The organism is Shewanella seohaensis, from assembly GCF_023283775.1.
GTDB classification, from domain to species: domain Bacteria; phylum Pseudomonadota; class Gammaproteobacteria; order Enterobacterales; family Shewanellaceae; genus Shewanella; species Shewanella seohaensis.
This window is the reverse complement of record NZ_JAKILE010000006.1, coordinates 156,868-180,862: the sequence shown is the minus strand read 5'-3', so window position 1 is coordinate 180,862 and position 23,995 is coordinate 156,868. Positions and strand designations below refer to the sequence as shown.

18 protein-coding genes and 1 tRNA gene are annotated in these 23,995 nt (G+C 48.4%); 14 read left to right on the top strand and 5 right to left on the bottom strand.

Annotation, left to right across the window (positions count from 1 at the left end):
* The first annotated feature begins 77 nt into the window (after nt 1-77).
* From L2713_RS09245 to L2713_RS09235, 3 genes are all read left to right on the top strand, one after another.
* Nucleotides 78-443, top strand: a complete 366-nt coding sequence (locus L2713_RS09245; RefSeq protein ID WP_380823006.1) for a septal ring lytic transglycosylase RlpA family protein — start codon at nt 78-80, stop codon at nt 441-443.
* Nucleotides 444-587: 144 nt separating this feature from the next.
* Nucleotides 588-1,445, top strand: coding sequence for a sulfurtransferase (locus L2713_RS09240; RefSeq protein WP_248967672.1), 858 nt, complete (start codon nt 588-590; stop codon nt 1,443-1,445).
* Between the two features lie 85 nt (nt 1,446-1,530).
* Complete coding sequence (locus L2713_RS09235; RefSeq protein WP_089067230.1) at nt 1,531-2,043, top strand: DUF2937 family protein; 513 nt, start codon at nt 1,531-1,533, stop codon at nt 2,041-2,043.
* 44 nt (nt 2,044-2,087) lie between these two features.
* Here L2713_RS09235 and L2713_RS09230 read toward each other — a convergent pair whose 3' ends face one another.
* The gene (locus L2713_RS09230) at nt 2,088-3,395 is read right to left on the bottom strand and encodes an NAD(P)/FAD-dependent oxidoreductase (protein WP_248967671.1); all 1,308 of its coding nucleotides are present in this window, start codon (nt 3,393-3,395) and stop codon (nt 2,088-2,090) included.
* A gap of 234 nt (nt 3,396-3,629) precedes the next feature.
* Here L2713_RS09230 and L2713_RS09225 point away from each other — a divergent pair, with 234 nt between their 5' ends.
* From L2713_RS09225 to gabT, 10 genes are all read left to right on the top strand, one after another.
* Complete coding sequence (locus tag L2713_RS09225) at nt 3,630-4,178, top strand: cupin domain-containing protein (protein WP_039977919.1); 549 nt, start codon at nt 3,630-3,632, stop codon at nt 4,176-4,178.
* A gap of 392 nt (nt 4,179-4,570) precedes the next feature.
* Complete coding sequence (locus L2713_RS09220) at nt 4,571-5,332, top strand: gamma-glutamyl-gamma-aminobutyrate hydrolase family protein (RefSeq protein WP_248967670.1); 762 nt, start codon at nt 4,571-4,573, stop codon at nt 5,330-5,332.
* 1 nt (nt 5,333) lies between these two features.
* Complete coding sequence (locus L2713_RS09215) at nt 5,334-6,689, top strand: glutamine synthetase family protein (RefSeq protein ID WP_011623668.1); 1,356 nt, start codon at nt 5,334-5,336, stop codon at nt 6,687-6,689.
* 617 nt (nt 6,690-7,306) lie between these two features.
* On the top strand, nt 7,307-8,407 hold the full coding sequence (locus L2713_RS09210; protein ID WP_041408839.1) for a polyamine ABC transporter substrate-binding protein: 1,101 nt from the start codon (nt 7,307-7,309) through the stop codon (nt 8,405-8,407).
* Between the two features lie 159 nt (nt 8,408-8,566).
* Nucleotides 8,567-9,703 (top strand): polyamine ABC transporter ATP-binding protein, encoded by a 1,137-nt coding sequence (gene potA, locus L2713_RS09205; RefSeq protein WP_011623666.1) that lies wholly within the window; start codon nt 8,567-8,569, stop codon nt 9,701-9,703.
* Nucleotides 9,700-10,605 carry an ABC transporter permease subunit gene (locus L2713_RS09200; protein ID WP_011623665.1) on the top strand — a complete coding sequence of 302 codons (906 nt, stop codon included), beginning with the start codon at nt 9,700-9,702 and terminating at the stop codon, nt 10,603-10,605. Before potA ends, L2713_RS09200 begins: the two co-directional genes overlap by 4 nt.
* Nucleotides 10,602-11,417, top strand: a complete 816-nt coding sequence (locus tag L2713_RS09195) for an ABC transporter permease subunit (protein WP_011623664.1) — start codon at nt 10,602-10,604, stop codon at nt 11,415-11,417. The genes L2713_RS09200 and L2713_RS09195 overlap by 4 nt, the downstream gene beginning before the upstream one ends.
* A 296-nt stretch (nt 11,418-11,713) precedes the next feature.
* Nucleotides 11,714-13,000, top strand: a complete 1,287-nt coding sequence (locus L2713_RS09190; RefSeq protein ID WP_086903103.1) for an NAD(P)/FAD-dependent oxidoreductase — start codon at nt 11,714-11,716, stop codon at nt 12,998-13,000.
* Nucleotides 13,001-13,057: 57 nt separating this feature from the next.
* The gene (gene gabD, locus L2713_RS09185) at nt 13,058-14,506 is read left to right on the top strand and encodes an NADP-dependent succinate-semialdehyde dehydrogenase (RefSeq protein WP_248967669.1); all 1,449 of its coding nucleotides are present in this window, start codon (nt 13,058-13,060) and stop codon (nt 14,504-14,506) included.
* 102 nt (nt 14,507-14,608) lie between these two features.
* Nucleotides 14,609-15,886 (top strand): 4-aminobutyrate--2-oxoglutarate transaminase, encoded by a 1,278-nt coding sequence (gabT, locus tag L2713_RS09180; protein WP_011623661.1) that lies wholly within the window; start codon nt 14,609-14,611, stop codon nt 15,884-15,886.
* A 52-nt stretch (nt 15,887-15,938) separates the two neighbouring features.
* Here the strand turns inward: gabT and L2713_RS09175 are convergent, their stop codons facing one another.
* Nucleotides 15,939-16,997, bottom strand: coding sequence for an LLM class flavin-dependent oxidoreductase (locus L2713_RS09175; RefSeq protein WP_248967668.1), 1,059 nt, complete (start codon nt 16,995-16,997; stop codon nt 15,939-15,941).
* Between the two features lie 369 nt (nt 16,998-17,366).
* Entirely contained in the window at nt 17,367-18,917 is a 1,551-nt protein-coding gene (locus L2713_RS09170; RefSeq protein WP_089067236.1) for a peptide MFS transporter, read from the bottom strand.
* A 417-nt stretch (nt 18,918-19,334) separates the two neighbouring features.
* Here L2713_RS09170 and L2713_RS09165 point away from each other — a divergent pair, with 417 nt between their 5' ends.
* A complete protein-coding gene (locus L2713_RS09165; RefSeq protein ID WP_248967667.1) occupies nt 19,335-21,455 on the top strand; it encodes a methyl-accepting chemotaxis protein in 2,121 nt (706 codons plus the stop codon).
* Nucleotides 21,456-21,682: 227 nt separating this feature from the next.
* On the opposite strand, the gene L2713_RS09160 is transcribed toward L2713_RS09165, so the two are convergent.
* Together L2713_RS09160 and rpoD are read right to left on the bottom strand one after the other, a co-directional pair.
* A tRNA-Ile gene (locus L2713_RS09160) sits at nt 21,683-21,759 on the bottom strand.
* A gap of 290 nt (nt 21,760-22,049) precedes the next feature.
* Nucleotides 22,050-23,900, bottom strand: coding sequence for an RNA polymerase sigma factor RpoD (gene rpoD, locus L2713_RS09155; protein WP_248967666.1), 1,851 nt, complete (start codon nt 23,898-23,900; stop codon nt 22,050-22,052).
* Between the last annotated feature and the right edge of the window lie 95 nt (nt 23,901-23,995).

Sequence of the window (23,995 nt, the reverse complement as noted above, 5' to 3'; positions counted from 1 at the left end):
TGCTGTACATTGCTCGGATGATGAACTCATTTGCTAAGGGATGTTCTGTGAGTCTCAAATACTTATCTTTGACCTTAATGCTGCTAGTCACCTTGGCCTTGTCAGGGTGTTCTTCTACCCATTCGGGAAGCTGGCAGGGGGTTACCGAGTCTGGCCAAGCCTCTTTCTACGGCGATAAACATCAAAATAAAAAAACCGCCAGTGGTGAGCGTTATAGCCATAAATTAAAAACGGCCGCCCATAAGGAAATTCCTTTTGGTTCAGTGGTTAAAGTGACAAATCTTAAGAACGGTAAAACGGTTGTGGTTAAGGTTAACGACAGGGGGCCTTTCGTGCGGGGCCGAATTATAGATTTGTCCAAATCCGCATTTAGCAGCATAGGCAATACTTCGGCAGGTTTACTGGATGTCAAAATTGAAGTGATTCAAGCCGCGAGTCAGTAATCGACCCTCAATGAGCTTGTTATGTGTGCTTTACCGAAACAGTATCGTTCGAATGGTTTGAATAGCGCTTGGGTTTTAGCATGTGCAGCAAAACGCAGGCTGATAAGTCATTATCCCAGTTGGAAATCAGAATAAGGACAGCCAATGGAATATCCTCTCGTGAGTACTCAATGGCTCGAAGAGCACCTCACCTCGCCAGATCTCGTGTTACTCGATGCCAGCATGGCCGTGGTGTTGGGCAAAGAGCCTATCATCTATTCCGAACCTGTGTGCATTCCGCGCTCAAGGCGTTTTGATGTCGAAACGGATTTTTGCGATAAAACGTCCACTCAAATCCACGCCTTACCAAGGTTTGAACAGTTTATCGAAGGCATTGCCAAGCTCGGAATAGACTCACAAAGCGTGGTGGTTATCTATGATAATCAAGGGATTTATTCAGCTCCGCGCGCTTGGTGGATATTCAAGGTGATGGGATTTCACCGTGTGTATGTGCTCGACGGTGGTTTACCCCAATGGATGGCTGAAGACAGAGTCACCTCATCCCGCTATCAGGAAGAAGGGATAGATTATGGTGCAAGCGATAGTGAGGAACTCACTGCCGTTTTGGAATATCAGCCTGCCAAGGTGATGGATGCCGAGGCCGTGTTTGCCAAGCTTGATGATAGCGGCAGCGCGATTATCGATGCCCGCGGCGCCGCCCGCTTTTTAGGCCAAGTGAGTGAGCCACGCCCAGGTGTGCGTAGTGGGCATATTCCCCATTCGGTTAATTTACCTTTTGCAGAGGTGCTCGATGGCTTCAAAATCAAAAGCTCGGCCGAATTACAAACCCTGTTTCAAGGGCTTGCTGGTGATAAACCGTTAAGGATTTTCAGCTGTGGTTCGGGCATTACCGCCTGTATCTTAATCTTAGCGTCGCTCGCTTCTGGCCATGCCGATGCTGTGCTCTACGATGGCTCATGGGCCGACTGGGGCAGTCGCAGCGATTTACCCATAGCGCAATAAGCGTTGATAGCTGGAGTGCTATGCAGGACACCCTGCAGCACTCCATTGGCAGTGATATATCCTTTGACTTATCAAGGAGTTTACCATGATAACTCGATTGTTCGATAAGCTGATCTTCGGCTTTATCTTAGTGATGGCGCTGCAACTTCCCCAATTAGCCGATCATTATCAGCAATTTTTGGCGGGACTCTATACCTCGACTCAATGGCAAGTTGAGGGCTATGAGGCCACGGCGAAGGAATATCACTACGGCGATGTAGAAACCATGATTGCCCGCCATTTGCAAAACGAGGAGCCTAGCGTTAGGGCGGATGCCGAGCAAAAGCGCCAGACGCTAGCCCTTTATCAAGCGCTGCAGCAGGGAATGCAGACCTTTGCGCAGGGGAATCTCTTCGAGAAAACCGCCTATATGTTTAATCCAGCTCGTTTTGAATATTTACAGCAAACCATAGTTAACTTTAAGCCGGGCATCCCGTTAACCACCAGTGGGATAGGCTTTGGCGTGCTGGTGGCGCTAATAGTCCATTATCTTGGCTCGGTGCCCTTTATTCTGTGGTCAAGGCGCCGCAAACGCCTTAACTCTGTCCGCGCCATTTAGTGTCGTTGGATAGCTTGCTCGCATATCCAACGACAGGGCAAACCTTAGAATAAGTCTTTAAACCTGTGGTACAGCATACCCGCAGCCAGCATGGGCGAGCGGAATGTGGGGCCGCCGGGGAAGGTCATATGTTTGATTTTGGCAAACACATCAAAATATCCCGCCTGCTGACATATGGCTTCGGCGAGCAGTTTGGCAGCCATATGGGTGGCATTGACGCCGTGGCCTGCGTAGGCTTGGGCGTAAAAAATATTACTCGAATCGGGGAGGCGACCGATTTGGGGCATACGGTTGGCGCCAATGCCTATCATGCCGCCCCATTCGTAATCGATGCGTACGCCTTTTAACTGTGGGAATACCTTCTCGAGGTTCGGCCTGAGCGCTGCTTCAATATCCTTAGGATCTTTGCCTGAATAAGTACAAAGTCCGCCGAAGAGTAAGCGTCTATCCGCCGATAAGTGGAAGTAATCTAAGGCGATTCGCATGTCTGCAAAGGCCATATTTTGCGGGATAATGCTTTGGCATTGCACTTCTGTCAGTGGCTCGGTTGCAAGCAAGTAACTCCCCGCGGGCAGGACTTTTCCGCCTATGTAGCTATTCAGTTTATGGCCAATATAAGCGTTGCCTGCGAGCACCAGATATTGGCAAGTCACTTCGCCTTTTGCCGTTAATACTCGCGGTTTATCCCCAGGAATAATCTTTTCTGCGGCGCTGTATTCAAATAATTGAGCGCCCAAGTCACGGGCGACACGAGCCTCGCCCAAGGCCAAATTCAGCGGATGCAAATGGCCGCTGCCCATGTCGACTAGGGCGCCTTGGTAAAAGTCTGAGCCGATAACCTCTCCGAGCTGAGACTGAGTTAATAGTTTGATTTCATGCTGATATCCAAGGTGTTTAAGATGGTCGAACTCTTGTTCTAGTTCGAGCATATGCCGAGGTTTAACTGCCAGATCGCAATAGCCCATTTGTAAATCGCAATCGATGTGATGGGTCTGGATGCGATTTCGCACAATCTCTACCGCCTCAAACCCCATTTGCTCAATGGCGCTCACGCCTTCTTGGCCTATCTCATTGATAAATTGCGCAGGATCATGGCCAATACCGCGGATCAGCTCACCACCATTACGCCCTGAGGCTCCCCAGCCTATGCGCTTGGCCTCGAGTAGCACCACGTTTAGGCCCTTTTGCCGCAGTTCGATAGCTGTGTTAATACCACTGAAACCACCGCCGATAATGCAAACGTCGGTGCTTACCTTGCCCTCAAGTTGGGGATGAGCGTAAATTTCTTTTGCAGTATCAACATAATAAGACTGGGGATATTGTTCACTATGAACGGGAGGTTTGGTGGTCATTTGAGCTCCAAAAAATTGTTTTTATTGTAAATTGGGCTTGTCCCAGTATACTCATCACACTTTTGTGATACTGCTAAAAAGTGTGCATTTTATTTAACACACTTTTTAGATAGAATACAATGGAAGCGATTAAACTCACGCTTTTAGGGCTAAAATGTGTTTGGGATGATGTTTATCCTGAACAACCTGTTCTTCATCTATCGGGGCAACCGATCCTTTGGGGAGATGCGAAATTTGGATATTGGAGCCAGTCTCAGAACTGTTCGAAAAATGAAAGGCTTATCCCAGCGTGAGCTGGCTAAGCGTGCTGGTGTGACTAACAGTACAATTTCAATGATCGAAAAAAACAGTGTTAGCCCGTCCGTCAGTTCTTTGAAAAAGGTATTGTCGGGTATCCCTATGTCTTTAGTGGATTTTTTCTCGATTGAAGCCTCGATTGAGAGTGAGCAAAAAGTGGTTTATCGCTCCGATGAACTCCTCGATATAGGTACTGGGCCGTTAGAATTTAAGTTGATTGGCCGCGACTTTCCCAATCGTGCCATGTCGGTGATGAGTGAAACCTACCCACCGGGTTCGGATACGGGCGAGGAAATGCTGAAACACGAAGGTGAAGAGGCGGCCATGGTGATCGAAGGCAAATTCGAACTGACCGTTGGCGATGAGGTATATATCTTAGAAGCGGGTGATAGTTACTATTTTAACAGTGAATTACCCCATAGATTTCGTAACCCTTTCGATGAACCCTGTCGACTGGTCAGTGCAACAACGCCAGCGAATTTCTAATCGCATAGCTAGTCGCAGAGCGCTGTCCTAGATTGTCTAGGATGGCGCCATCTTGAGATTTCCCCCTTATCTACCTCGCATCAAACTGGCTTTGGATTACAAAATATTTTTCAAAGTGTAAATAATATTTTTCAAATGACTCTAAATCAGCTCTGATTATCTTTGCCTAATTTTCATCATAAACAACCGCTATAAGCCGATTCTGTTACCCTTAGGCAACACAATACCCCCTAATTTCCTGTATTACATCCCAAAATGCTGTCTTGCAACTAAACGATCATTAACAAGTGTTTAACCTCTTGCCTGAGGTTAAAATTCGGTGTACTGTGTGAAAAAATGAACATCAAAACTTAACATGTTCATTATGCAGTCATTCAAGGTGAAGGTGAGTTATGTCTGTCGAGTTGCCCCTTATTGGTGTTATTGCGTGTAATCAACAATTGGGATCACATCCCTTTAATATTGTTGGTGAAAAATACCTCTTAGGTGTAGTGAATGGTGCTAAGGGCTGGCCCTTAGTGATCCCCTCATTAGGTGCTGAACAACCTATAGAGGCGATTCTGGCAAGTCTCGATGGCATTCTCTTTACCGGTTCGCCTTCGAATGTTGAACCCCATCTCTATGCGGGTGAACCGAGTGAAATCGGTACTCACCACGATCCCAAACGCGATGCCACCACCTTACCGCTTATTCGTGCGGCCATTGCGGCGGGTGTGCCTGTGCTTGGGATTTGTCGTGGCTTTCAAGAGATGAACGTCGCTTTTGGTGGCAGTCTGCATCAGAAGTTGCACGAAGTGGGCGGTTTTATTGAACACAGAGAAGATAAAGAGGCCTCATTAGAGGTGCAATATGGGCCATCCCACAGTATTACTGTGGAGCCTGGGGGGGTCATTTACGAGGCCTGGGGCCGTAACTCGGCAGAGGTAAACTCTGTACATACTCAGGGCGTAGAGCGTCTTGGGATTGGGTTGCGGCCAGAAGCTTATGCTCCAGATGGTCTAGTGGAGGCCTTCTCCGTTATAGACGCAAATGAATTTGCCCTCGGTGTGCAATGGCATCCTGAATGGAAGGTGAGTGAAAACCCATTTTTCCTCTCTATATTCAATGCCTTTGGTGATGCATGCCGTCGTAGGGCTACAACTCGAGTGAAATAAAATGAATAAGCTAATCGCTTTTTTAAAAGAACGAAAAATCACAGAAGTCGAATGTGTTATCAGCGATATGACAGGTATCGCCCGCGGAAAAATTGCCCCAGTGGATAAGTTCCTCGACGAAAAAGGCATGCGCTTACCCGAAAGCGTGTTGCTGCAAACCGTTACTGGTGACTTTGTCGACGATGATATTTATTACAGTTTGCTCGACGACGCCGACATCGATTTTGTCTGTGTCCCTGATGAAAATGCCGTATTTATGTTGCCTTGGACCATTGAAGCCACAGCGCAAGTGATCCACGATTGCTACGACAGAATGGGCAATCCCATCGAATTATCGCCACGTAACGTATTGAAGAAAGTGCTCTCGCTATACGAGCAAAAAGGCTGGGAGCCAGTTATTGCACCTGAAATGGAGTTTTATCTTACCAGCCGTAGCGATGACCACGATTTACCCCTTAAGCCACCAATTGGTCGCTCGGGCAGACCCGAAGCGGGACGTCAGTCTTTCTCGATTGATGCGGCTAACGAATACGATCCGCTTTTCGAAGATATGTATGACTGGTGTGAGCTGCAAGGTTTAGATATCGATACGCTGATCCACGAAGACGGCCCAGCGCAAATGGAGATTAACTTCAGCCACGGTAATCCATTATCTCTTGCGGATCAGGTGTTTGTATTCAAGCGCACCCTGCGTGAGGCGGCATTAAAGCACAATGTGTGCGCCACCTTTATGGCTAAACCTGTGACCGATGAGCCAGGCAGTGCCATGCACATTCACCAAAGCGTGATTAATAAGGAAACAGGCAAAAACATCTTCACCAATGAAGACGGTACTCAAAGCCCATTATTCCTAAGTTATATCGCTGGTTTACAGAAGTTTATTCCTGAACTCTTGCCGTTGATGGCACCTAATGCCAACTCGTTCCGTCGTTTCTTACCGGGCACCTCTGCGCCAGTTAACTTGGAATGGGGCGTTGAGAACAGAACCTGCGGCCTGCGTATTCCTGAGTCTTCACCGCAAAACCGCCGCATTGAAAACCGTATTCCTGGGGCGGATGCAAACTGCTATTTAGCCATCGCAGCGAGCTTACTCTGCGGTTACATCGGTATGGTGGAAGGGTTAAAACCCTCGACGCCAGTGCAGGGGAAATCGAACGAAAGCCGTAGCAACAATCCACATTGCCTGCCGTTGACCTTAGAAGAAGCGTTAGCGGCGATGGAAGAGAGCGATGCCTGTAAGGAATATTTAGGTGAAGCCTTTACCACTGGCTTTGTGGCGGTAAAACAGGCCGAGCTCGAAAACTTCCGCCGCGTCGTGAGTTCGTGGGAGCGTGAGTTCCTGTTACTCAGTGTGTAATTTGCACTGTTTTTGTTCAAAACTGTCACGGCCTTAACGGATTTAGGGTCAAGATAGCGGGAATATTTGAACAATCAGTAAAAATGCTCTGCACCAATTCGGTGAGTTTGCTTAACTTTGGTGCAGAGTGCTTTTAAATTGAAATGCTTACGTATGCTTTACGGTAACTGAGTCGCGCTGTGAAATCTCATTCAATGAACTCAAAGCGATGATGATTTTGTACCTTGGTTGCTAATACATAAATTAAGTTGAATGAAACGGTTTGTAACTCGCTGTTAGTTAAGGTTTAAAATAGTTTTTCCTGAGATGGTTTCAGCGGTTTTTCTAGGGGCTTGAGGCATTTGCCTGAATGTTGCAAGATGTAGGGCGTACAAATATCTAGTCTTTTTTTTTGCTTGTTAATGCAAGTGGGCAAATCGACAAATTTGGCATGAAATCTGATACTCCCATTCATTGCAGCCACCTAGAGATGAAGGCATTATGGTGCTGTAGAGACTGCCGATGCGGTTTTTAAGGTGTAGCATTGGTCGAGAATAACAACAATAACCGAGCAGATGGTCGGTGACACAATTTCAGAATTGTTAAAGGCAATTCTGCTACCCGAGAAAGGAGAAAGCATGAAGCTATTTAATAAGATGACGACTTTGGCTTTAGTAACCGCGGGCGCGCTCGCAAGCGTTGCTGCTCAAGCTGAAGAAGTAGTGCGCGTATATAACTGGTCTGATTATATCGCCGAAGATACCTTAGAAAACTTCAAGAAAGAAACGGGCATTCGGGTGATTTACGATGTGTTTGATAGTAACGAAGTGCTGGAAGCCAAGTTACTGTCTGGCCGCAGTGGTTACGACATCGTGGTTCCATCTAACCATTTCCTCGCTAAACAAATTAAGGCTGGCGCATTCAAGCCGCTAGACCGCTCTAAACTCAGCAATTTTAAAAACCTCAATGCCGATCTGATGAAACAGTTAGAGAAGGCTGATCCTGGTAACCAATATGCCGTACCTTACCTTTGGGGTACCAATGGTATCGGTTACAACATCGATAAAGTGAAAGCCGCGGTAGGTGAAGATGCGCCATTTGATTCAATGGAGCTGATCTTTAACCCAAAATATGCTGAAAAAATCTCTAAGTGTGGCTTCGCTATGCTGGATTCGGCCGATGATATGGTGCCACAGGCGATGATCTACCTAGGTCTTGACCCTAACAGCACGAAAGCCGAAGACTATGAAAAAGCAGGTGAATTACTCGAAAAAATTCGCCCTTACGTGACTTATTTCCACTCATCACGCTATATCTCTGATCTCGCGAACGGGGATATCTGTGTGGCGTTCGGCTTCTCTGGTGACGTATTCCAAGCTGCGGCCCGTGCCGATGAAGCGGGTAACGGTAACAAGATTGGTTATTCGATTCCAAAAGAAGGCGCGAACCTGTGGTTCGATATGTTAGCTATCCCTGCGGATGCGGCTAACGTTGAAAATGCTCACAAACTTATCAACTACTTACTCCGCCCTGAAGTGATTGCGCCTATCTCTAACTATGTGGCTTATGCGAACCCTAACGACCCAGCACAGCCTTTAGTTGATGAAGCGATTCGCAATGACCCTGCGATTTATCCGCCAAAAGAAGTGTTGGATAAATTGTATATTGGCGAAATCCGTCCATTAAAAATCCAACGCGTATTAACCCGCGTCTGGACCAAAGTGAAGTCTGGCCAATAATCGAGATGGGGCAAGCATTGCTTGCCCCTTTTAATCGCACAGACATTGCCTTGCTCCTTGAGCATTCGGCCTACAGATTTTATCTCTATTCATTAATTCATTGTGTAAATCTCAAGTATTGAACGCCTTGTCGCATCAATACTCGGGTGGAGAAGTACTATGGCAAGCACCTCGGGCGTCACCAACAAACCCACTACAAAGACGCAAGAAAAAGTCCTGCTTAAGATTGAGCGGGTCAGTAAATTGTTCGACGATGTACGCGCGGTTGACGACGTATCATTGACGATTAATAAAGGTGAGATTTTTGCTTTACTTGGGGGCTCTGGCTCAGGGAAGTCGACCTTATTGCGTATGCTCGCGGGGTTCGAAAGACCGACCTCGGGACGGATTTTTCTCGACGGTGAAGACATTACCGATTTGCCCCCCTACGAACGTCCCATCAACATGATGTTCCAGTCTTATGCGCTCTTTCCCCATATGACGGTCGCGCAAAACATCGCCTTCGGTTTAAAGCAAGATAAGTTGCCCAAAGCGGAAATTGAGCAAAGGGTGCAAGAAATGCTCAAGTTGGTGCATATGGAGCAATATGGCAAACGTAAGCCGCATCAGCTTTCCGGCGGTCAGCGTCAACGGGTGGCGTTAGCCCGCTCCCTCGCGAAACGTCCTAAGTTATTGCTACTCGATGAACCTATGGGCGCACTGGATAAAAAGCTGCGTACTCAGATGCAGTTAGAAGTGGTTGAAATTCTTGAGCGTGTAGGCGTGACCTGTGTAATGGTGACCCATGATCAGGAAGAAGCTATGACCATGGCGGGCCGCATTTCGATTATGAGCGACGGTTGGATTGCCCAAACTGGTTCACCTATGGACATTTACGAGAGTCCAAACAGCCGCATGATTGCCGAATTTATCGGTTCAGTGAACCTCTTTGGCGGTGAGATTGAAGTGGACGAAGTCGACCACCTCATCATTAAACCCAATGATTTAGCTCAGCCTTTCTATGTGGGTTACGGGGTAACGACCAGTGCCGAGGAAAAGCATGTGTGGTTAGCGGTACGCCCCGAAAAAACCATTATCAGCCGTGAGCAACCTGAGGGCGAGTACAACTGGGCCAAGGGCATAGTGCATGACATCGCCTACTTAGGTGGCATTTCGGTGTACTACATTCGCCTCGAGAACGGCCAAATAGTGCAATGCAGTATGACCAACCGTGAACGCCGTGCCGACCATGCGACATGGGATGATGAAGTGTTCATCAGCTGGGAGGACACCAGTGGCGTGGTGTTAAGATCATGAAGATGAAGTCAAAACTAAAATGGCTTAAGGGACGTTTCTGGACGATTAGCTTCCCCTATGCTTGGCTGTTGTTGTTCTTCGCCTTGCCCTTTGCCATTGTTCTTAAGATCAGTTTTTCGACGGCGGCGATTTCGATTCCGCCCTACGAGGCGACCTTCCAATATGCGGATGATGTATTAAACATCTTCCTGCATTTAGGTAACTATTTGATGTTACTCGATGATTCGCTGTATTACACCGCGTATCTCAGTTCATTAAAAATGGCGCTCATTTCGACCATTGGCTGTTTGATCATTGGTTATCCCATGGCCTATGCCATCGCCCGTGCGCCAGCAAGGTTGCAAACCGTGCTGTTGTTATTGGTGATGTTACCTTCTTGGACCTCGTTCTTAATCCGCGTTTATGCCTGGATGGGGATCTTAAGTAACACGGGGATTATCAATAACACATTGATGTGGTTAGGAGTTATTTCTGAGCCATTGCAAATCTTAAACACTAACATCGCCGTTTATATCGGGATTATCTACGCCTATTTGCCCTTTATGATTTTGCCTTTGTACGCGACCTTAGTGAAGTTAGATATGAGCCTGATTGAGGCTGCATCTGACTTAGGGTCGAGCCGTTTAAATACCTTCTGGAAAATCACTTTCCCGTTATCGAAGAGCGGGGTGATTGCAGGTTCTATGCTGGTGTTTATTCCTGCGGTAGGGGAGTTTGTGATCCCTGAGCTGCTCGGTGGCCCAGATTCTCTGATGATAGGTAAAGTACTGTGGCAGGAATTCTTCAATAACCGTGACTGGCCAGTGGCCTCATCACTGGCGATTGTGATGCTGGCACTCTTGATTATTCCTATTACCTTATTCCATCGCTATCAGGCGCGTAGTTTGGAGAAAGACCTATGAAAAAGCTGAGTTTTTCTTCGGTGATGCTGTGGTTCGGCTTATTCTTCTTGTACGCACCTATGCTGATCCTCGTAATTTATTCTTTTAACGAATCTAAGTTAGTGACAGTGTGGGGCGGGTTTTCACCTAAATGGTACGGCGAGTTATTTGCCGATCAGCAAATTCTCGATGCGGTGTGGACCAGCCTTAGGATTGCGTTTTACAGCTCAACCATGGCGGTGATTATCGGTACTATGGCCGCCTTTGTGATGACGCGGTTTAAGCGCTCTTGGGCCAAGCTCACTTTGTCGAACATGATCACTGCGCCTTTGGTTATGCCTGAGGTGATCACGGGTCTGTCATTGCTACTATTATTTGTGCATATGGCGGATCTCTTAGGTTGGCCAAAAGAGCGCGGCATGGTGACCGTTTGGATTGCACACTCGACCTTCTGTGCGGCCTATGTGGCTGTGGTGGTGTCGTCAAGATTGCGTGAGTTAGACATGTCAATCGAAGAGGCGGCAATGGATTTAGGCGCAACGCCGCTTAAGACCTTCTTCCTGATCACTGTGCCCATGATTTCACCGGCATTAGTGGCGGGTTGGTTGTTATCCTTTAGTCTGTCACTCGATGACTTAGTGATCGCAAGCTTTGCCTCAGGCCCAGGCGCGACCACCTTACCTATGGTGGTGTTCTCCTCGGTGCGTTTGGGGGTATCGCCTAAGATCAACGCCTTGGCGACACTGATCATTCTATGTGTGTCGTTAATCGCTTTCTTGTCTTGGTATATGGCAAGACGCGCCGAAAAACGTGAGCGTATGCCGCTGAACTAATAAGTGGTGCTATAACACAGAGTGAACAAACACAGAGCGAACAAATACTGAGTTGTCATTCTCTCGCGAAAAGGATGGCCTTGATTGCCGAGGTCATCCTTCTCTCTGCCCTCCAAGTCTTCTTATCTGTGCCTCCACAGTCAATTTTCGAATCCGTTTCAGGCATCAAGGATACCATGTTTGAAATATCAAACATTGTGTAAATTATTGTGCTTTTATGGCTAGTGTTTCCCGATTTGAAGGTGTAGGATGTGATAGTTGTTTAAAATAATGAACATAAAAATCAAGGGAACATCATGTCAGCCATACCTCACACTGGATCATATTATGCGGCATCGGCCAACGATAAGGTTGAGCGCGCGCGTTTACAGGAATCGATTGAAGCCGATGTTTGTGTGATTGGCGCGGGGTACACAGGCCTGTCTGCCGCACTGCATTTACTCGAATTGGGTTTTAGTGTGGTGGTGCTCGAAGCGGCGCGAATTGGCTGGGGAGCCTCGGGGCGTAATGGCGGACAAATCGTCAACAGCTATAGCCGTGACATTGATACCATTGAAAAAACCGTCGGCAAAGAACAAGCCAAGCTTTTTGGACAAATGGCCTTCGAGGGCGGACGCATCATCCGTGAACGTATTGCTAAGTACAACATTGACTGTGATCTAAAGGATGGCGGTGTATTTGCGGCGATGAACGAAAAGCAAATGGGCCATTTACGCCATCAAAAGCAGTTATGGGAAAGCCATGGTCACGTGGGCAAGCTGGAGCTGCTCGATGCAAACAGCATTCGCTCTGTGGTAAATACTGAGCGCTATGTCGGCGGTATGTTAGATAAGAGCGGCGGCCATATTCATCCGCTGAATTTAGCCTTGGGTGAAGCCCGCGCGGTAGAATCCCTCGGCGGAAAGATTTTTGAAGACTCAGCTGTATTGCGGGTCGATGAAGGCGATAGCCCTGTGGTGCACACCGCTAAGGGCAGCGTAAAAGCCAAGTTTGTGGTGGTGGCGGGTAACGCTTACCTCGGTAAACTTATGCCTGAATTACAAGCTAAATCAATGCCATGCGGCACTCAGGTGATCACCACTGAGCCCTTGGACGAAGAGCTGGCAGCAAGCCTATTACCCCAAGACTACTGCGTCGAAGATTGTAACTATCTGCTCGATTATTTCAGGCTGTCTGGCGATAAGCGTCTGATCTACGGCGGTGGTGTTGTTTATGGTGCCCGCGACCCTGCGGATATCGAATCCCTGATTATCCCGAATATGCTCAAAACCTTCCCACAGTTAAAAGGGGTTAAGGTTGATTACGCTTGGACGGGTAACTTTTTATTGACCTTATCGCGCTTACCACAGGTCGGCCGTATTGGTAAAAATATCTATTATTCACAGGGTTGTAGTGGCCATGGCGTCACTTATACCCACTTGGCAGGCAAGCTAATTGCCGAAATGCTCAATGGTCAAGCCACGCGTTTCGATGCTTTTGCGGCGCTGCCCCATTATCCCTTCCCCGGCGGTCACGCCTTACGTGTGCCTTTTAGTGCGCTGGGGGCATGGTATTACAGTCTAAGAGATAAATTAGGTATCTAATTTATTTGAATTTTTTATACGAGGTAAGGCATTACCTCGCCGCGAGAGGAATTTCCTGTGTTGTTAAAAGACCCGAGTCTGCTGCGTCAGCAATGTTATATCAATGGTCAGTGGTGTGATGCGCAGTCAAAAGAAACCGTCGCTATCGCCAATCCCGCGACGGGCGCGGTGATCGCCAGTGTCCCTGTGATGGGGCAAGCCGAAACGCAAGCGGCGATTGCGGCAGCCGAAGCAGCCTTGCCCGCATGGCGAGCACTTACCGCAAAAGAGCGAGGTGCTAAGCTGCGTCGCTGGTTTGAATTACTCAATGAAAACAGTGATGACTTAGCGCTAATGATGACCACTGAGCAGGGCAAACCCCTCGCCGAAGCTAAGGGGGAAGTCACCTACGCCGCCTCCTTTATCGAATGGTTCGCCGAAGAGGCAAAGCGCGTCTATGGCGATACGATTCCTGGGCATCAGGGCGATAAACGCATCATGGTGATCAAGCAGCCCGTGGGCGTGACTGCGGCCATTACCCCCTGGAACTTCCCTGCGGCGATGATCACCCGCAAAGCCGCACCAGCACTGGCAGCAGGTTGTACTATGGTGGTGAAACCTGCGCCGCAAACGCCTTTTACCGCATTAGCTTTGGCTGTACTTGCCGAGCGCGCTGGGATCCCCGCAGGTGTGTTCAGCGTGATCACTGGCGATGCTATCGGCATTGGTAATGAGATGTGTAGTAATCCAGTCGTGCGTAAGTTGTCTTTCACCGGCTCGACCCAAGTGGGCATTAAGTTGATGGAGCAATGCGCGCCGACTCTGAAGAAATTATCTTTAGAATTAGGCGGTAACGCACCATTTATCGTATTCGACGATGCCAATATCGATGCGGCGGTTGAAGGCGCCATGATCGCTAAGTATCGCAATGCTGGGCAAACCTGTGTCTGCGCTAACCGTATTTATGTTCAGGCGGGCGTGTATGACGAATTTGCCCGCAAGCTCAGTATTGCGGTGGGCAAATTAAAGGTAGGTGAGGGGATTACTGAAGGCGTCACTACAGGACCGCTCATCAATAGTGCGGCGGTCGAAAAAGTCCAGAGCCATCTTGAGGATGCGCTGAGTAAAGGGGCGTCTGTGGTTGCGGGCGGCAAGCCCCATAGCTTAGGTGGCAACTTCTTCGAGCCAACTGTACTGACACATGTCGATAGCAGTATGCGTGTCGCCCGTGAAGAAACCTTTGGTCCACTGGCGCCGCTGTTTAAGTTTACCGATGTGGACGATGTGATTAAGCAAGCCAATGATACCGAGTTTGGCTTGGCGGCTTATTTTTATGGCCGTGATATCTCACTCGTGTGGAAAGTGGCCGAGGCATTGGAATATGGCATGGTGGGCGTCAACACTGGGTTGATTTCCACTGAAGTCGCGCCGTTTGGCGGAATGAAATCCTCAGGACTTGGCCGAGAAGGCTCTAAGTACGGCATCGAAGAATATTTAGAAATCAAATATATCTGTATGTCTGTTTAAGCATCAGTTTGGAATAGACCGCCAGTGGTAGCCCTTTGGGCATAGGCATTGTTATCGACATTTGTGTATAGCCAATTTAGGCACGCGAGCAAGGAATACTAAATGAGCACAACCAATGATTCATTAATGGCACGTCGCCAAGCCGCAGTCGCAGGCGGTGTTGGTCAAATACATCCTGTTTTTACTGCTCGCGCCGAAAACGCGACCGTGTGGGATGTTGAAGGTCGGGAGTTTATCGATTTTGCGGGTGGTATTGCTGTGCTTAACACTGGGCATTTACATCCCAAGGTGAAGGCGGCCGTTGCGGCGCAGCTTGAGGACTTCTCCCACACCTGTTTTATGGTGCTTGGCTACGAAAGTTATATTCAAGTCTGTGAAAAACTGAATCAGTTAGTGCCGGGGGATTTTGCCAAGAAGACGGCCTTATTCACCAGCGGCTCAGAGGCGGTTGAAAACGCGGTTAAAGTGGCTCGTGCATACACTAAGCGGGCGGGCGTGATTGCCTTTACCTCGGGTTACCATGGTCGCACTATGGCGGCGCTGGCATTAACGGGAAAGGTCGCGCCTTACAGTAAAGGTATGGGATTAATGTCGGCTAATGTGTTCCGCGCCGAGTTCCCCTGTGCGCTGCACGGCGTGTCAGATGATGATGCGATGGCCTCTATCGAGCGCATCTTTAAAAACGATGCCGAGCCAAGCGATATTGCGGCCATCATCCTCGAGCCTGTGCAGGGTGAAGGTGGATTCTATGCTGCATCGCCAGCCTTTATGCAGCGTTTACGCGCGCTTTGCGACCGTGAAGGTATTATGTTGATCGCCGATGAAGTGCAAACGGGGGCGGGTCGCACCGGGACCTTCTTCGCCATGGAGCAAATGGGTGTAAGCGCCGATATCACGACCTTTGCTAAATCCATTGCCGGTGGTTTCCCTCTTTCTGGTATTACGGGTAAAGCTGAAGTCATGGATGCCATCGGTCCCGGTGGTCTTGGTGGCACCTATGGCGGTAATCCGCTGGCCTGTGCGGCGGCGCTCGCCGTACTTGAGGTGTTTGAAGAGGAAAAGCTGCTTGAACGTGCCAATGCAATTGGCGAGCGCATTAAGTCGGCATTAAATACTATGCAGGTTGAACATCCACAAATTGCCGATGTGCGTGGTCTAGGGGCGATGATCGCTATTGAATTGATGGAGGATGGTAAACCTGCTCCTCAGTACTGTGCCCAAATCTTAGCCGAGGCCAGAAACCGAGGATTGATCCTCCTCTCCTGCGGCACCTACGGAAACGTGCTGCGTATATTGGTGCCATTGACAGTGCCAGACGAGCAGCTAGGAGCGGGGCTGGGCATTCTGAAAGCCTGCTTCGATGCCGTGTTAAAAGGTTAATAGCCATAAAAAATCCCGCTTAGGCGGGATTTTTTATGGCGTGGTTTAACGCTTAAGTTCTTTTAATTTCCATCAGGATTTGTAGCGCGCGCTCACGTTTGTCCTGATCATACAAATCGTTGGTAAAGATAAACTCATTAACACCCAGCTCCTTCACTATCATCTCTAAGCGGTGCTTGATGCTGGTGGGGCCGCCTGTCACTGATAGCCCTAAGAAGTTATCGACATAGGTTTTTTCCTGCTCGCTCCACAGGCCATCCATGCTCTCTACGGGCGGTTTTAACCACAGCGCTTCACCACGGATCAGCGCAAGTACCCGTTGTTTGGAGGTGGTACTCAGGTATTCGGCTTCGGCGTCCGTCTCGGCAGCGATTAGCGGCAGGCCAAGCATGACATAGGGCTTATCCAACACCTTAGATGGCTTAAAGTCGCGGCGGTAAATCTCAATCGCATCGTAGAGGAATCTTGGCGCAAAATGCCCTGCAAAGACATAGGGTAAGCCGCGCTGCGCCGCAAGCTGGGCGCTAAACAGGCTAGAGCCGAGTAGCCAAATCGGTACATGGGTGCCTTCGCCGGGAATCGCTCTGACGGGATGATGGCCATTGTAGTCACCGAGTAAGGTTTGCAACTCGCTCACCTCTGCGGGAAATTGTTCCGCGCGGCTCATATCGCGGTTAAGGGCGCGGCTGGTGATTTGATCGCTCCCTGGAGCGCGGCCAAGCCCTAAATCGATACGCCCAGGATAAAGACTTTCGAGTGTACCAAACTGCTCGGCAACCACTAAGGGCGCATGGTTGGGCAGCATAATCCCGCCCGCACCAACGCGAATGCGTTTAGTATTCTCGGCAATATAGCCAATTAATACCGATGTCGCGGCGCTGGCGATACCGGGCATATTGTGGTGCTCGGCAAACCAGAATCGATTAAAGCTTAAGTCATCGGCAACCTTAGCGTATTGCAGGCTGGCGCGTAGCGTATCTCCGATGCTGGCACCTTGACGTACGGGGGCGAGTTCTAGGAGTGAAAAGGGAATCTCCGCCAGGGGAGATTTAGCCGCAGGTACAGCCTGCGATGGGGCGGCAGATGAGGTTGATGTGGATGATGTAGCCATAAATTAAGCGCCTCTTTGCGTGAGTCAGCTCTGTGGCAGCAGCTTTATTTGGCCGCCCACGGATGAATATGGTGGGTGCTAAAGCGATAGCTCTGTCAGTGCTGATGGAGTCTTACCCTAGGATATGGTGACGTATCAATGATAAACAAGCTCAAGGCTTGAGCTTAACACTGAGTTAAAATTGGAACCGAACATCTTAGTTTTGTAAACAGGGGTGAAAGCCTTATCCCAAGCCGATGTATGAAAAGTCGGCACAGAAAGTTCAGATTGTTTGGTGATGAGCAGTAACCTAAAGGTATAAAAAAACTGCCGTAAGCGTGGCTTGTCGGCAGTTTTTATCGCTCACATATGACTGATGTGAGTGAAGGATTATTGCTCGGCTTTCACATCACGTAGTGAGGCCGCCGCGTTATCATCAATACTGTTATGGGCGTGATGACTTTCGGTCAAACGGCGCATCAGCGGTAATACGGCTAAGGCGATAAAAGTACAGACCACGGCCGCAATACCTAATTTATTGAATAGATTGGTATAAACTGGCAGAGTTTGCAGCGGGTCGACTAAGTCCTGCGGCACGCTGGCAAAGTTCGCTACAACGCCGCCTAAGTACTGAGAAATACCCGATGCCACGAAATAGGCACCCATCATAAAGCCGCCCATGCGAGCCGGTACGTAGCGGGCGATCATGGCTAAACCAAGACCACTCACCAGCAGTTCACCGAGTGAGTAAGAGGCATAACCCCAAATCATCACCCAAGAAGAGGTTTTACCCTCAACGGCAAATTGGCCAGCAAAACCATAGATAAAGAAGCCAATCGCGACAACCGCAAAACCTAAGGCGAACTTAGCGGCAATCGAAAAGTCCTTATTATTGCGACCTGCCCATGAATAACTCCAAGCCAACACTGGGCTTAACACCATGATCCAGATAGGGTTCAATGCTTGGAACTGTGCCGGAGACCAAGTCCACAAATGGGTACCAAAGACTTGGAAATCCCAATCGACGTTACGCAGCGCAAACAGGGCCAGAGAGGTCGACATTTGTTGATAGAAGATAAAGAAGAATACCGTCTGCACAGTGAGGATTAGCGCCGCGATAAGGCCCGCACGCTCACTTGGCTCACTGGTACGAATTAAGTGGAAGAAAATCCCTAATACCGCCACACCCGCGGCATACACGAATACTCGAGCAACATCTTCATATTCAAGAATAATGGCAGAAGCAACAACGGAAAGCGCCGCTAATACTAAAACGATAGCCAAGTTCTTTTTGTTGACTGGGCGAGTATCAGGCTCTGAACCATAGTTGGCGAGGCTCTTGTGCATCAGGGCATAGTTGCCTAAGCCGACGATTAAGCCCACACAGCACACGGCAAAGGCAGCATGCCAGCCAAATTCATTACCGTATTGCGCGTTAACATAATCCTTAATCCAAGGCGTTAACAGCATAGAGAAGGTTGAGCCTACGTTTACCGCCATATAGTAGATGGTAAAGGCGCTATCGATTTTAGAATCGTCACCTTCGTAAATCTTACGGACTAAGTTACCCGCATTGGGTTTAAATAGGCCGTTACCAACCACTATCACCCCAAGTGCGGAGAACATAAACCAAGTGTTTTCGGTCGGCACTGTCATCAATGCATAACCTACCGACAAAATCCCCGCACCGAGCAGCATAGTGCGTTTGGTGCCGAGAATTTTATCCCCAACCCAACCACCGATGGCCGGCGACACGTAAATTAGCGCCGCACAGGCACTCCAAACTAAGTTTGCACGGGAGTCATCAAAGCCAAGACGCTGCACCATAAAGTACACGATCAGCGCCTGCATGCCGTAATAACCAAAACGTTCCCATAATTCGATAAGTGACACAGTCATAAACGAATGTGTCTTGCTTACCTGATTGGTACCAAGAGTCATAAAGCTTGCTTCCGTTATTGTTGTTTTGTGTTAGAGGCCAAGAGTATAAGGCGATAGTCTGTGCAAACCAATGCCACAACGCTACAGAATAGACTTTGTTACAAATGAAATGGTCATTTTTAATCTGGAATTAATTTTTGTAAAAAAATAGTGCTCAACTCGCGGCCTTATTGTGAGTTGAGTCATGTCAGAGCATGTCGTTTCACGATAAATATCAAACTCTCAGCTAACTGAAATAATTCCACGATTTGCCGAAAAGGAGTCAGTTAAAAGTTTTACTTACGCTTAACAATTCACTATCTTAAAGGCTGGTAATCTCGTGACTGAGTGCTATTTTTTAAACTGAGAAGCAAAAATAAAAATGAACTAGATCAAAATAATTAGGCTCTTGACCTTCTATCTTTTGGAGTTTACTCGATGAAGCATTTGTCCATCAGTACTAAGTTGTTGTGGATCACTTCCGCCTTATTCCTCTCAATTGTCGCCATTCTCTCCATCAGCCTCTGGTGGACCCTTTCGGACCAAAACACCGAGCTGTCTAATCAGGTTCAAGAGACACTACAAACCGAAACCCGTGACAAACTCGAAGCCCGTGCGGGCGAATATGGTGAGATGGTGGCGGGCTTTATCAATGAAGCCTATCGGATCCCGTTTTCCTTTTCCGGCATGTTGGAGAGCACGGCGGAAGATCTGCCATTAAAGCGTGACCGTTTAGAGCTTGCCGTGGCAGCGGTATTAAAGAAAAACAACCAGATATCCTCCATGTATGCGCAGTTTGAGCCTAATGGTTACGACGGGCTCGACAGTGAATTTTTAAATGTTGAGGTTAGCCACAGCGTCGCATCCTCGGGGGCATTGGAGGTGTATTACACTCGCAACGATGATGGTACGGTCGAACATCATCAAGTGGATGATTCAGCTGAGAAATATGTGACGACCTTAAACGAGTTTGGGATCCGTGAAGCCGAATGGTACCTCTGTGCTAAGGAAACCCTAAAACCTTGTTTAATGGAACCTTATCTCTATGAAATCAGCCCTGGTAATACGGCTTTGATGACATCCTTAACCGTCCCAGTGGTGAAACATAAACAGTTCATCGGGGTGGTGGGCGTCGACGTGAACTTGCCGGTGTTTCAAGCGCTGATTGATAAGCTCTCCAAGAGTCTCTATGGCGGTCAAGCTAAAGTGACTCTACTTAGTACCCGTGGTTTAGTGGTCGCCGCGAGCCATTACAGCAAAAAAGCGCGTCCTCTGAGCGAATCTATCGACCCTAAACTTGCGTCACAGATAGTCGCGTTACATAAAAATGGCGGTTACATGGCGAGCGATGATGAGATTATCGTGGCCTATCCGATAAAAATCCCACTGGCGAAAGCGGAATGGTCATTGGCCATCCAAGTCCCTAAAGCTCAAGCCTTTAAGAGCTCCATTGAGTTGAACGACAAAATGGATGAAATGGCCACATCCCTTGGCAGTATCTTGTTGATGGTCGGTTTAGCCGTGTCTATTCTTGCCGTGGTTACCATCAGCATAGTGATCCGCAGCATTATTGCGCCGCTGAGGATGATCCAAGGCCGTGTTGAACACTTGGCCAGTGCCGATGGTGATTTAACCCAATCCATTGTGGTTGATGCCCATGCGGAACTGATTGCACTGGGTAAAGGCTTTAACTCCTTTATCCATAAGTTAAAAGACTTGATCAGCGAGTTAAAAACGCTCGCGGGACGCACCCAGGAGGAAAGTCTCTCCTCGGCGCAAATTGCGGAATTGACCCGCGATAGTGTCCATCGTCAGTATGGCGAAATCGAGAGCGTGGTTACCGCGGTCAATGAGATGAGTGCCACGGCGCTTGAAGTGGCCAAAGCCTCTGAGCAAACGGCTGCGGAAACCGAAGCCATGTCCCGTAATGTACGTCTCAGCGAAGAGAGTCTGACTAAGGCCATGGAATACGTAACCACAATGTCGCAGGAGTCGATGCAGGCGAAAGTTGCCGTGAGCAAAGTGGCTGAAAGCAGCACCAATATCAGCCGTATTCTCGAGGTGATTAGCTCGATTGCCGCGCAAACCAACTTGCTGGCGTTGAACGCCGCGATTGAGGCGGCGCGGGCCGGTGAACAAGGGCGGGGTTTTGCTGTGGTGGCCGATGAGGTGAGGGCGCTTGCCTCTAAAACCCAAAGTTCGACCGATGATATCAGCGTATTAATTGATGCCCTGCAGCAAGAAGTAAATAGTGCCTCTGGCATTATTGATAAAGGTGCTGAGCGTGCGCAAATGGCCGTGTCGCAAACCGAGCAAGCGCTTACCTCGCTTAACTCTATGGTCAGTCAGATAGAAGAAATCTCTTCTCAGGTGACGCATATTGCCGCCGCAGCGGAAGAACAAAGCGCGGTAACTGAAGAAGTTAATCGTAATATCACCGGCATTTCCGATTCGGCCTCGGAGCTGGCGCGTCTTGCGGGTGAAGCGCAGCAAAGCAGTGTAGTCCTCGCCGAACTGGTGAAACAGCAGCATCAACAATTAGGTAAGTTAAAGACCTAAATCGAAATTCCTTGCACAATGTGCGCAAGGGAAAGGTATCAAGGCGCTTAAGTGGACTTCACTCAGCGCCTTTATTTTTAATCTTATTCTAGCAATAGCCTAAAGAGACAAATCGAAATCGCGTTTGAGTTAGTTATCGGAAATGAAGCGCGTGGGGATGAATAAGTGTCGACAGATAACAGACACAAAAAAGCCCATAATTAAATGGGCTTTTTTGTTGAATTGGGTGGTGGCCCCTCACGGACTTGAACCGTGGACCTAACGATTATGAGTCGTGTGCTCTAACCAACTGAGCTAAGGGGCCGACTAAAGGCAATCGTCATTACCTAAAGCGAGTGGCAGTATACTAAGCTTGTTTGCGCTTGTCACCCGTGTTTTTTGATGAAATTCACCGAATTGATTCAAGTGGTTATCTGTTAATCAACTGTGGTTTTTACTTAGGGATTTCATGTCGTCTGAATGGGAAAGTGATTTTTAACCATTTGATTTTGAAAGAGAGCTTAACGATAGAAATTCAGCGGGGATTTTAGGGGATGTAAATGGGGGCAATAAAAAGCCCCGCGAGGCGGGGCTTAGCATCTAGGCTTCGGTTGACTATTCGTCTAAGAACGACTTTAGGATTTCCGAGCGTGAAGGGTGGCGCAGTTTACGCAGGGCTTTCGCCTCGATTTGACGGATACGCTCACGGGTTACGTCAAATTGTTTACCCACTTCTTCCAACGTGTGGTCGGTATTCATGTCGATACCAAAACGCATACGCAGTACTTTCGCTTCACGGGCCGTTAAGCCTGCTAATACCTCATGGGTGGCGCTCTTCAGGCTTTCGCTGGTGGCGCTGTCCAGTGGTAATTCGAGGGTGGTATCCTCGATAAAATCACCTAAATGCGAATCTTCATCGTCACCGATTGGGGTTTCCATGGAGATAGGTTCTTTAGCGATTTTCAGTACCTTACGGATCTTATCTTCCGGCATCATCATACGCTCTGCCAGTTCTTCAGGTGAGGGTTCACGACCCATTTCCTGCAGCATTTGGCGAGAGATACGGTTCAGCTTATTGATAGTTTCGATCATATGTACTGGAATACGGATCGTACGGGCTTGGTCCGCGATTGAGCGGGTGATTGCCTGACGGATCCACCAAGTCGCATAGGTCGAGAACTTGTAACCACGACGGTATTCGAACTTATCTACAGCCTTCATCAGACCGATGTTACCTTCTTGGATAAGATCCAAGAATTGCAGACCACGGTTGGTGTATTTCTTAGCGATAGAAATTACTAGACGTAAGTTTGCCTCAACCATTTCTTTCTTCGCACGGCGAGCCTTGGCTTCACCGATTGACATACGACGGTTGATATCTTTAATGGCGGCAATCACTAAGCCGGTTTCTTCTTCGATGGCTGCCAGCTTGCTACGGCAACGCTGTACGTCTTCTTCAACCATTCTTAAGCCTTCGGCATAAGGCTTGGTTGAGTTCTTTTCTGCATCGAACCAATCTAAATTAGTTTCGTTACCGGTGAAGAATTTAACGAAGTTCTTCTTCGGCATTTTGGCCTGTTCGACACAGAGCTTCATCAGTAGACGCTCTTGAACGCGCACGCGGTCCATCATAGTGCGCATGCTTTTCACTAAGCGGTCGAATTGCTTAGGTACGAGGCGGAACTCTTTAAAAATTTCACCGATTTCAAACAGTGCTTGAATCGATTCTGGGTGCTCACGACCTTTGGCATCGATGATCTTAAGCGCGTTTTCGTAGGCGGTTCTTAATTGGCTAAAGCGTTCACGTGCTTCTTCAGGATCGGGACCCTTGTTGCCATCGTCATCACCGTCGCCATCACCGTCCTCGTCTTCGTCGTCTTCATCGTCATCTTCATCATCGAGATCTTCTTCCGATAATTCAGAACCGATATGAGTCGCTGTTGGACCTAAGTCTTCTTCGTCCGGGTTAACAAATCCAGAGATAATATCAGACAGGCGTAGTTCGTCGGCTTCGTACTGGTCGTACTGTTCAAGGATCATGGCGATCGCTTGTGGGTATTCTGCGACAGAGCTTTGAACTGTGTTGATGCCTTCTTCGATGCGTTTGGCGATAACGATTTCGCCTTCACGGGTCAGCAGTTCAACGGTACCCATTTCGCGCATGTACATACGCACTGGGTCTGTGGTGCGGCCTAGCTCACTTTCTACTGTGGCAAGGGCGGCTGCGGCTTCTTCCGCTGCATCTTCGTCTGTGTTGTCTTCCGACATCATCATGTCATCGGCATCTGGTGCTTCTTCGAACACCCGAATACCCATGTCATTTATCATCTGGATAATATCTTCGATCTGGTCAGAATCGACCATGTCTGCAGGTAAGTGATCGTTCACTTCTGCATAGGTTAAGTAACCTTGCTCTTTACCTTTGGCAAGCAACAGCTTGAGTTGCGACTGCGGAGTATGATCCATAGATATCATCCAAGTTGGGAAACTGTTACAACGACGGACAGTTAGCTTGTGCTAAGTGCCGCGCAAATCGTCAATTATAGCCATGTGCACTTACC

Excerpts from the sequence above, each read along its gene's own strand:
- L2713_RS09245 (WP_380823006.1), top strand. The coding sequence starts at position 78 with ATGCTGCTAGTCACCTTGGCCTTGTCAGGGTGTTCTTCTACCCATTCG.
- L2713_RS09240 (WP_248967672.1), top strand. The coding sequence starts at position 588 with ATGGAATATCCTCTCGTGAGTACTCAATGGCTCGAAGAGCACCTCACC.
- L2713_RS09235 (WP_089067230.1), top strand. The coding sequence starts at position 1,531 with ATGATAACTCGATTGTTCGATAAGCTGATCTTCGGCTTTATCTTAGTG.
- L2713_RS09230 (WP_248967671.1), bottom strand. The coding sequence starts at position 3,395 with ATGACCACCAAACCTCCCGTTCATAGTGAACAATATCCCCAGTCTTAT.
- L2713_RS09220 (WP_248967670.1), top strand. The coding sequence starts at position 4,571 with ATGTCTGTCGAGTTGCCCCTTATTGGTGTTATTGCGTGTAATCAACAA.
- L2713_RS09215 (WP_011623668.1), top strand. The coding sequence starts at position 5,334 with ATGAATAAGCTAATCGCTTTTTTAAAAGAACGAAAAATCACAGAAGTC.
- L2713_RS09210 (WP_041408839.1), top strand. The coding sequence starts at position 7,307 with ATGAAGCTATTTAATAAGATGACGACTTTGGCTTTAGTAACCGCGGGC.
- potA (WP_011623666.1), top strand. The coding sequence starts at position 8,567 with ATGGCAAGCACCTCGGGCGTCACCAACAAACCCACTACAAAGACGCAA.
- L2713_RS09200 (WP_011623665.1), top strand. The coding sequence starts at position 9,700 with ATGAAGATGAAGTCAAAACTAAAATGGCTTAAGGGACGTTTCTGGACG.
- L2713_RS09195 (WP_011623664.1), top strand. The coding sequence starts at position 10,602 with ATGAAAAAGCTGAGTTTTTCTTCGGTGATGCTGTGGTTCGGCTTATTC.
- L2713_RS09190 (WP_086903103.1), top strand. The coding sequence starts at position 11,714 with ATGTCAGCCATACCTCACACTGGATCATATTATGCGGCATCGGCCAAC.
- gabT (WP_011623661.1), top strand. The coding sequence starts at position 14,609 with ATGAGCACAACCAATGATTCATTAATGGCACGTCGCCAAGCCGCAGTC.
- L2713_RS09175 (WP_248967668.1), bottom strand. The coding sequence starts at position 16,997 with ATGGCTACATCATCCACATCAACCTCATCTGCCGCCCCATCGCAGGCT.
- L2713_RS09170 (WP_089067236.1), bottom strand. The coding sequence starts at position 18,917 with ATGACTCTTGGTACCAATCAGGTAAGCAAGACACATTCGTTTATGACT.
- L2713_RS09165 (WP_248967667.1), top strand. The coding sequence starts at position 19,335 with ATGAAGCATTTGTCCATCAGTACTAAGTTGTTGTGGATCACTTCCGCC.
- rpoD (WP_248967666.1), bottom strand. The coding sequence starts at position 23,900 with ATGGATCATACTCCGCAGTCGCAACTCAAGCTGTTGCTTGCCAAAGGT.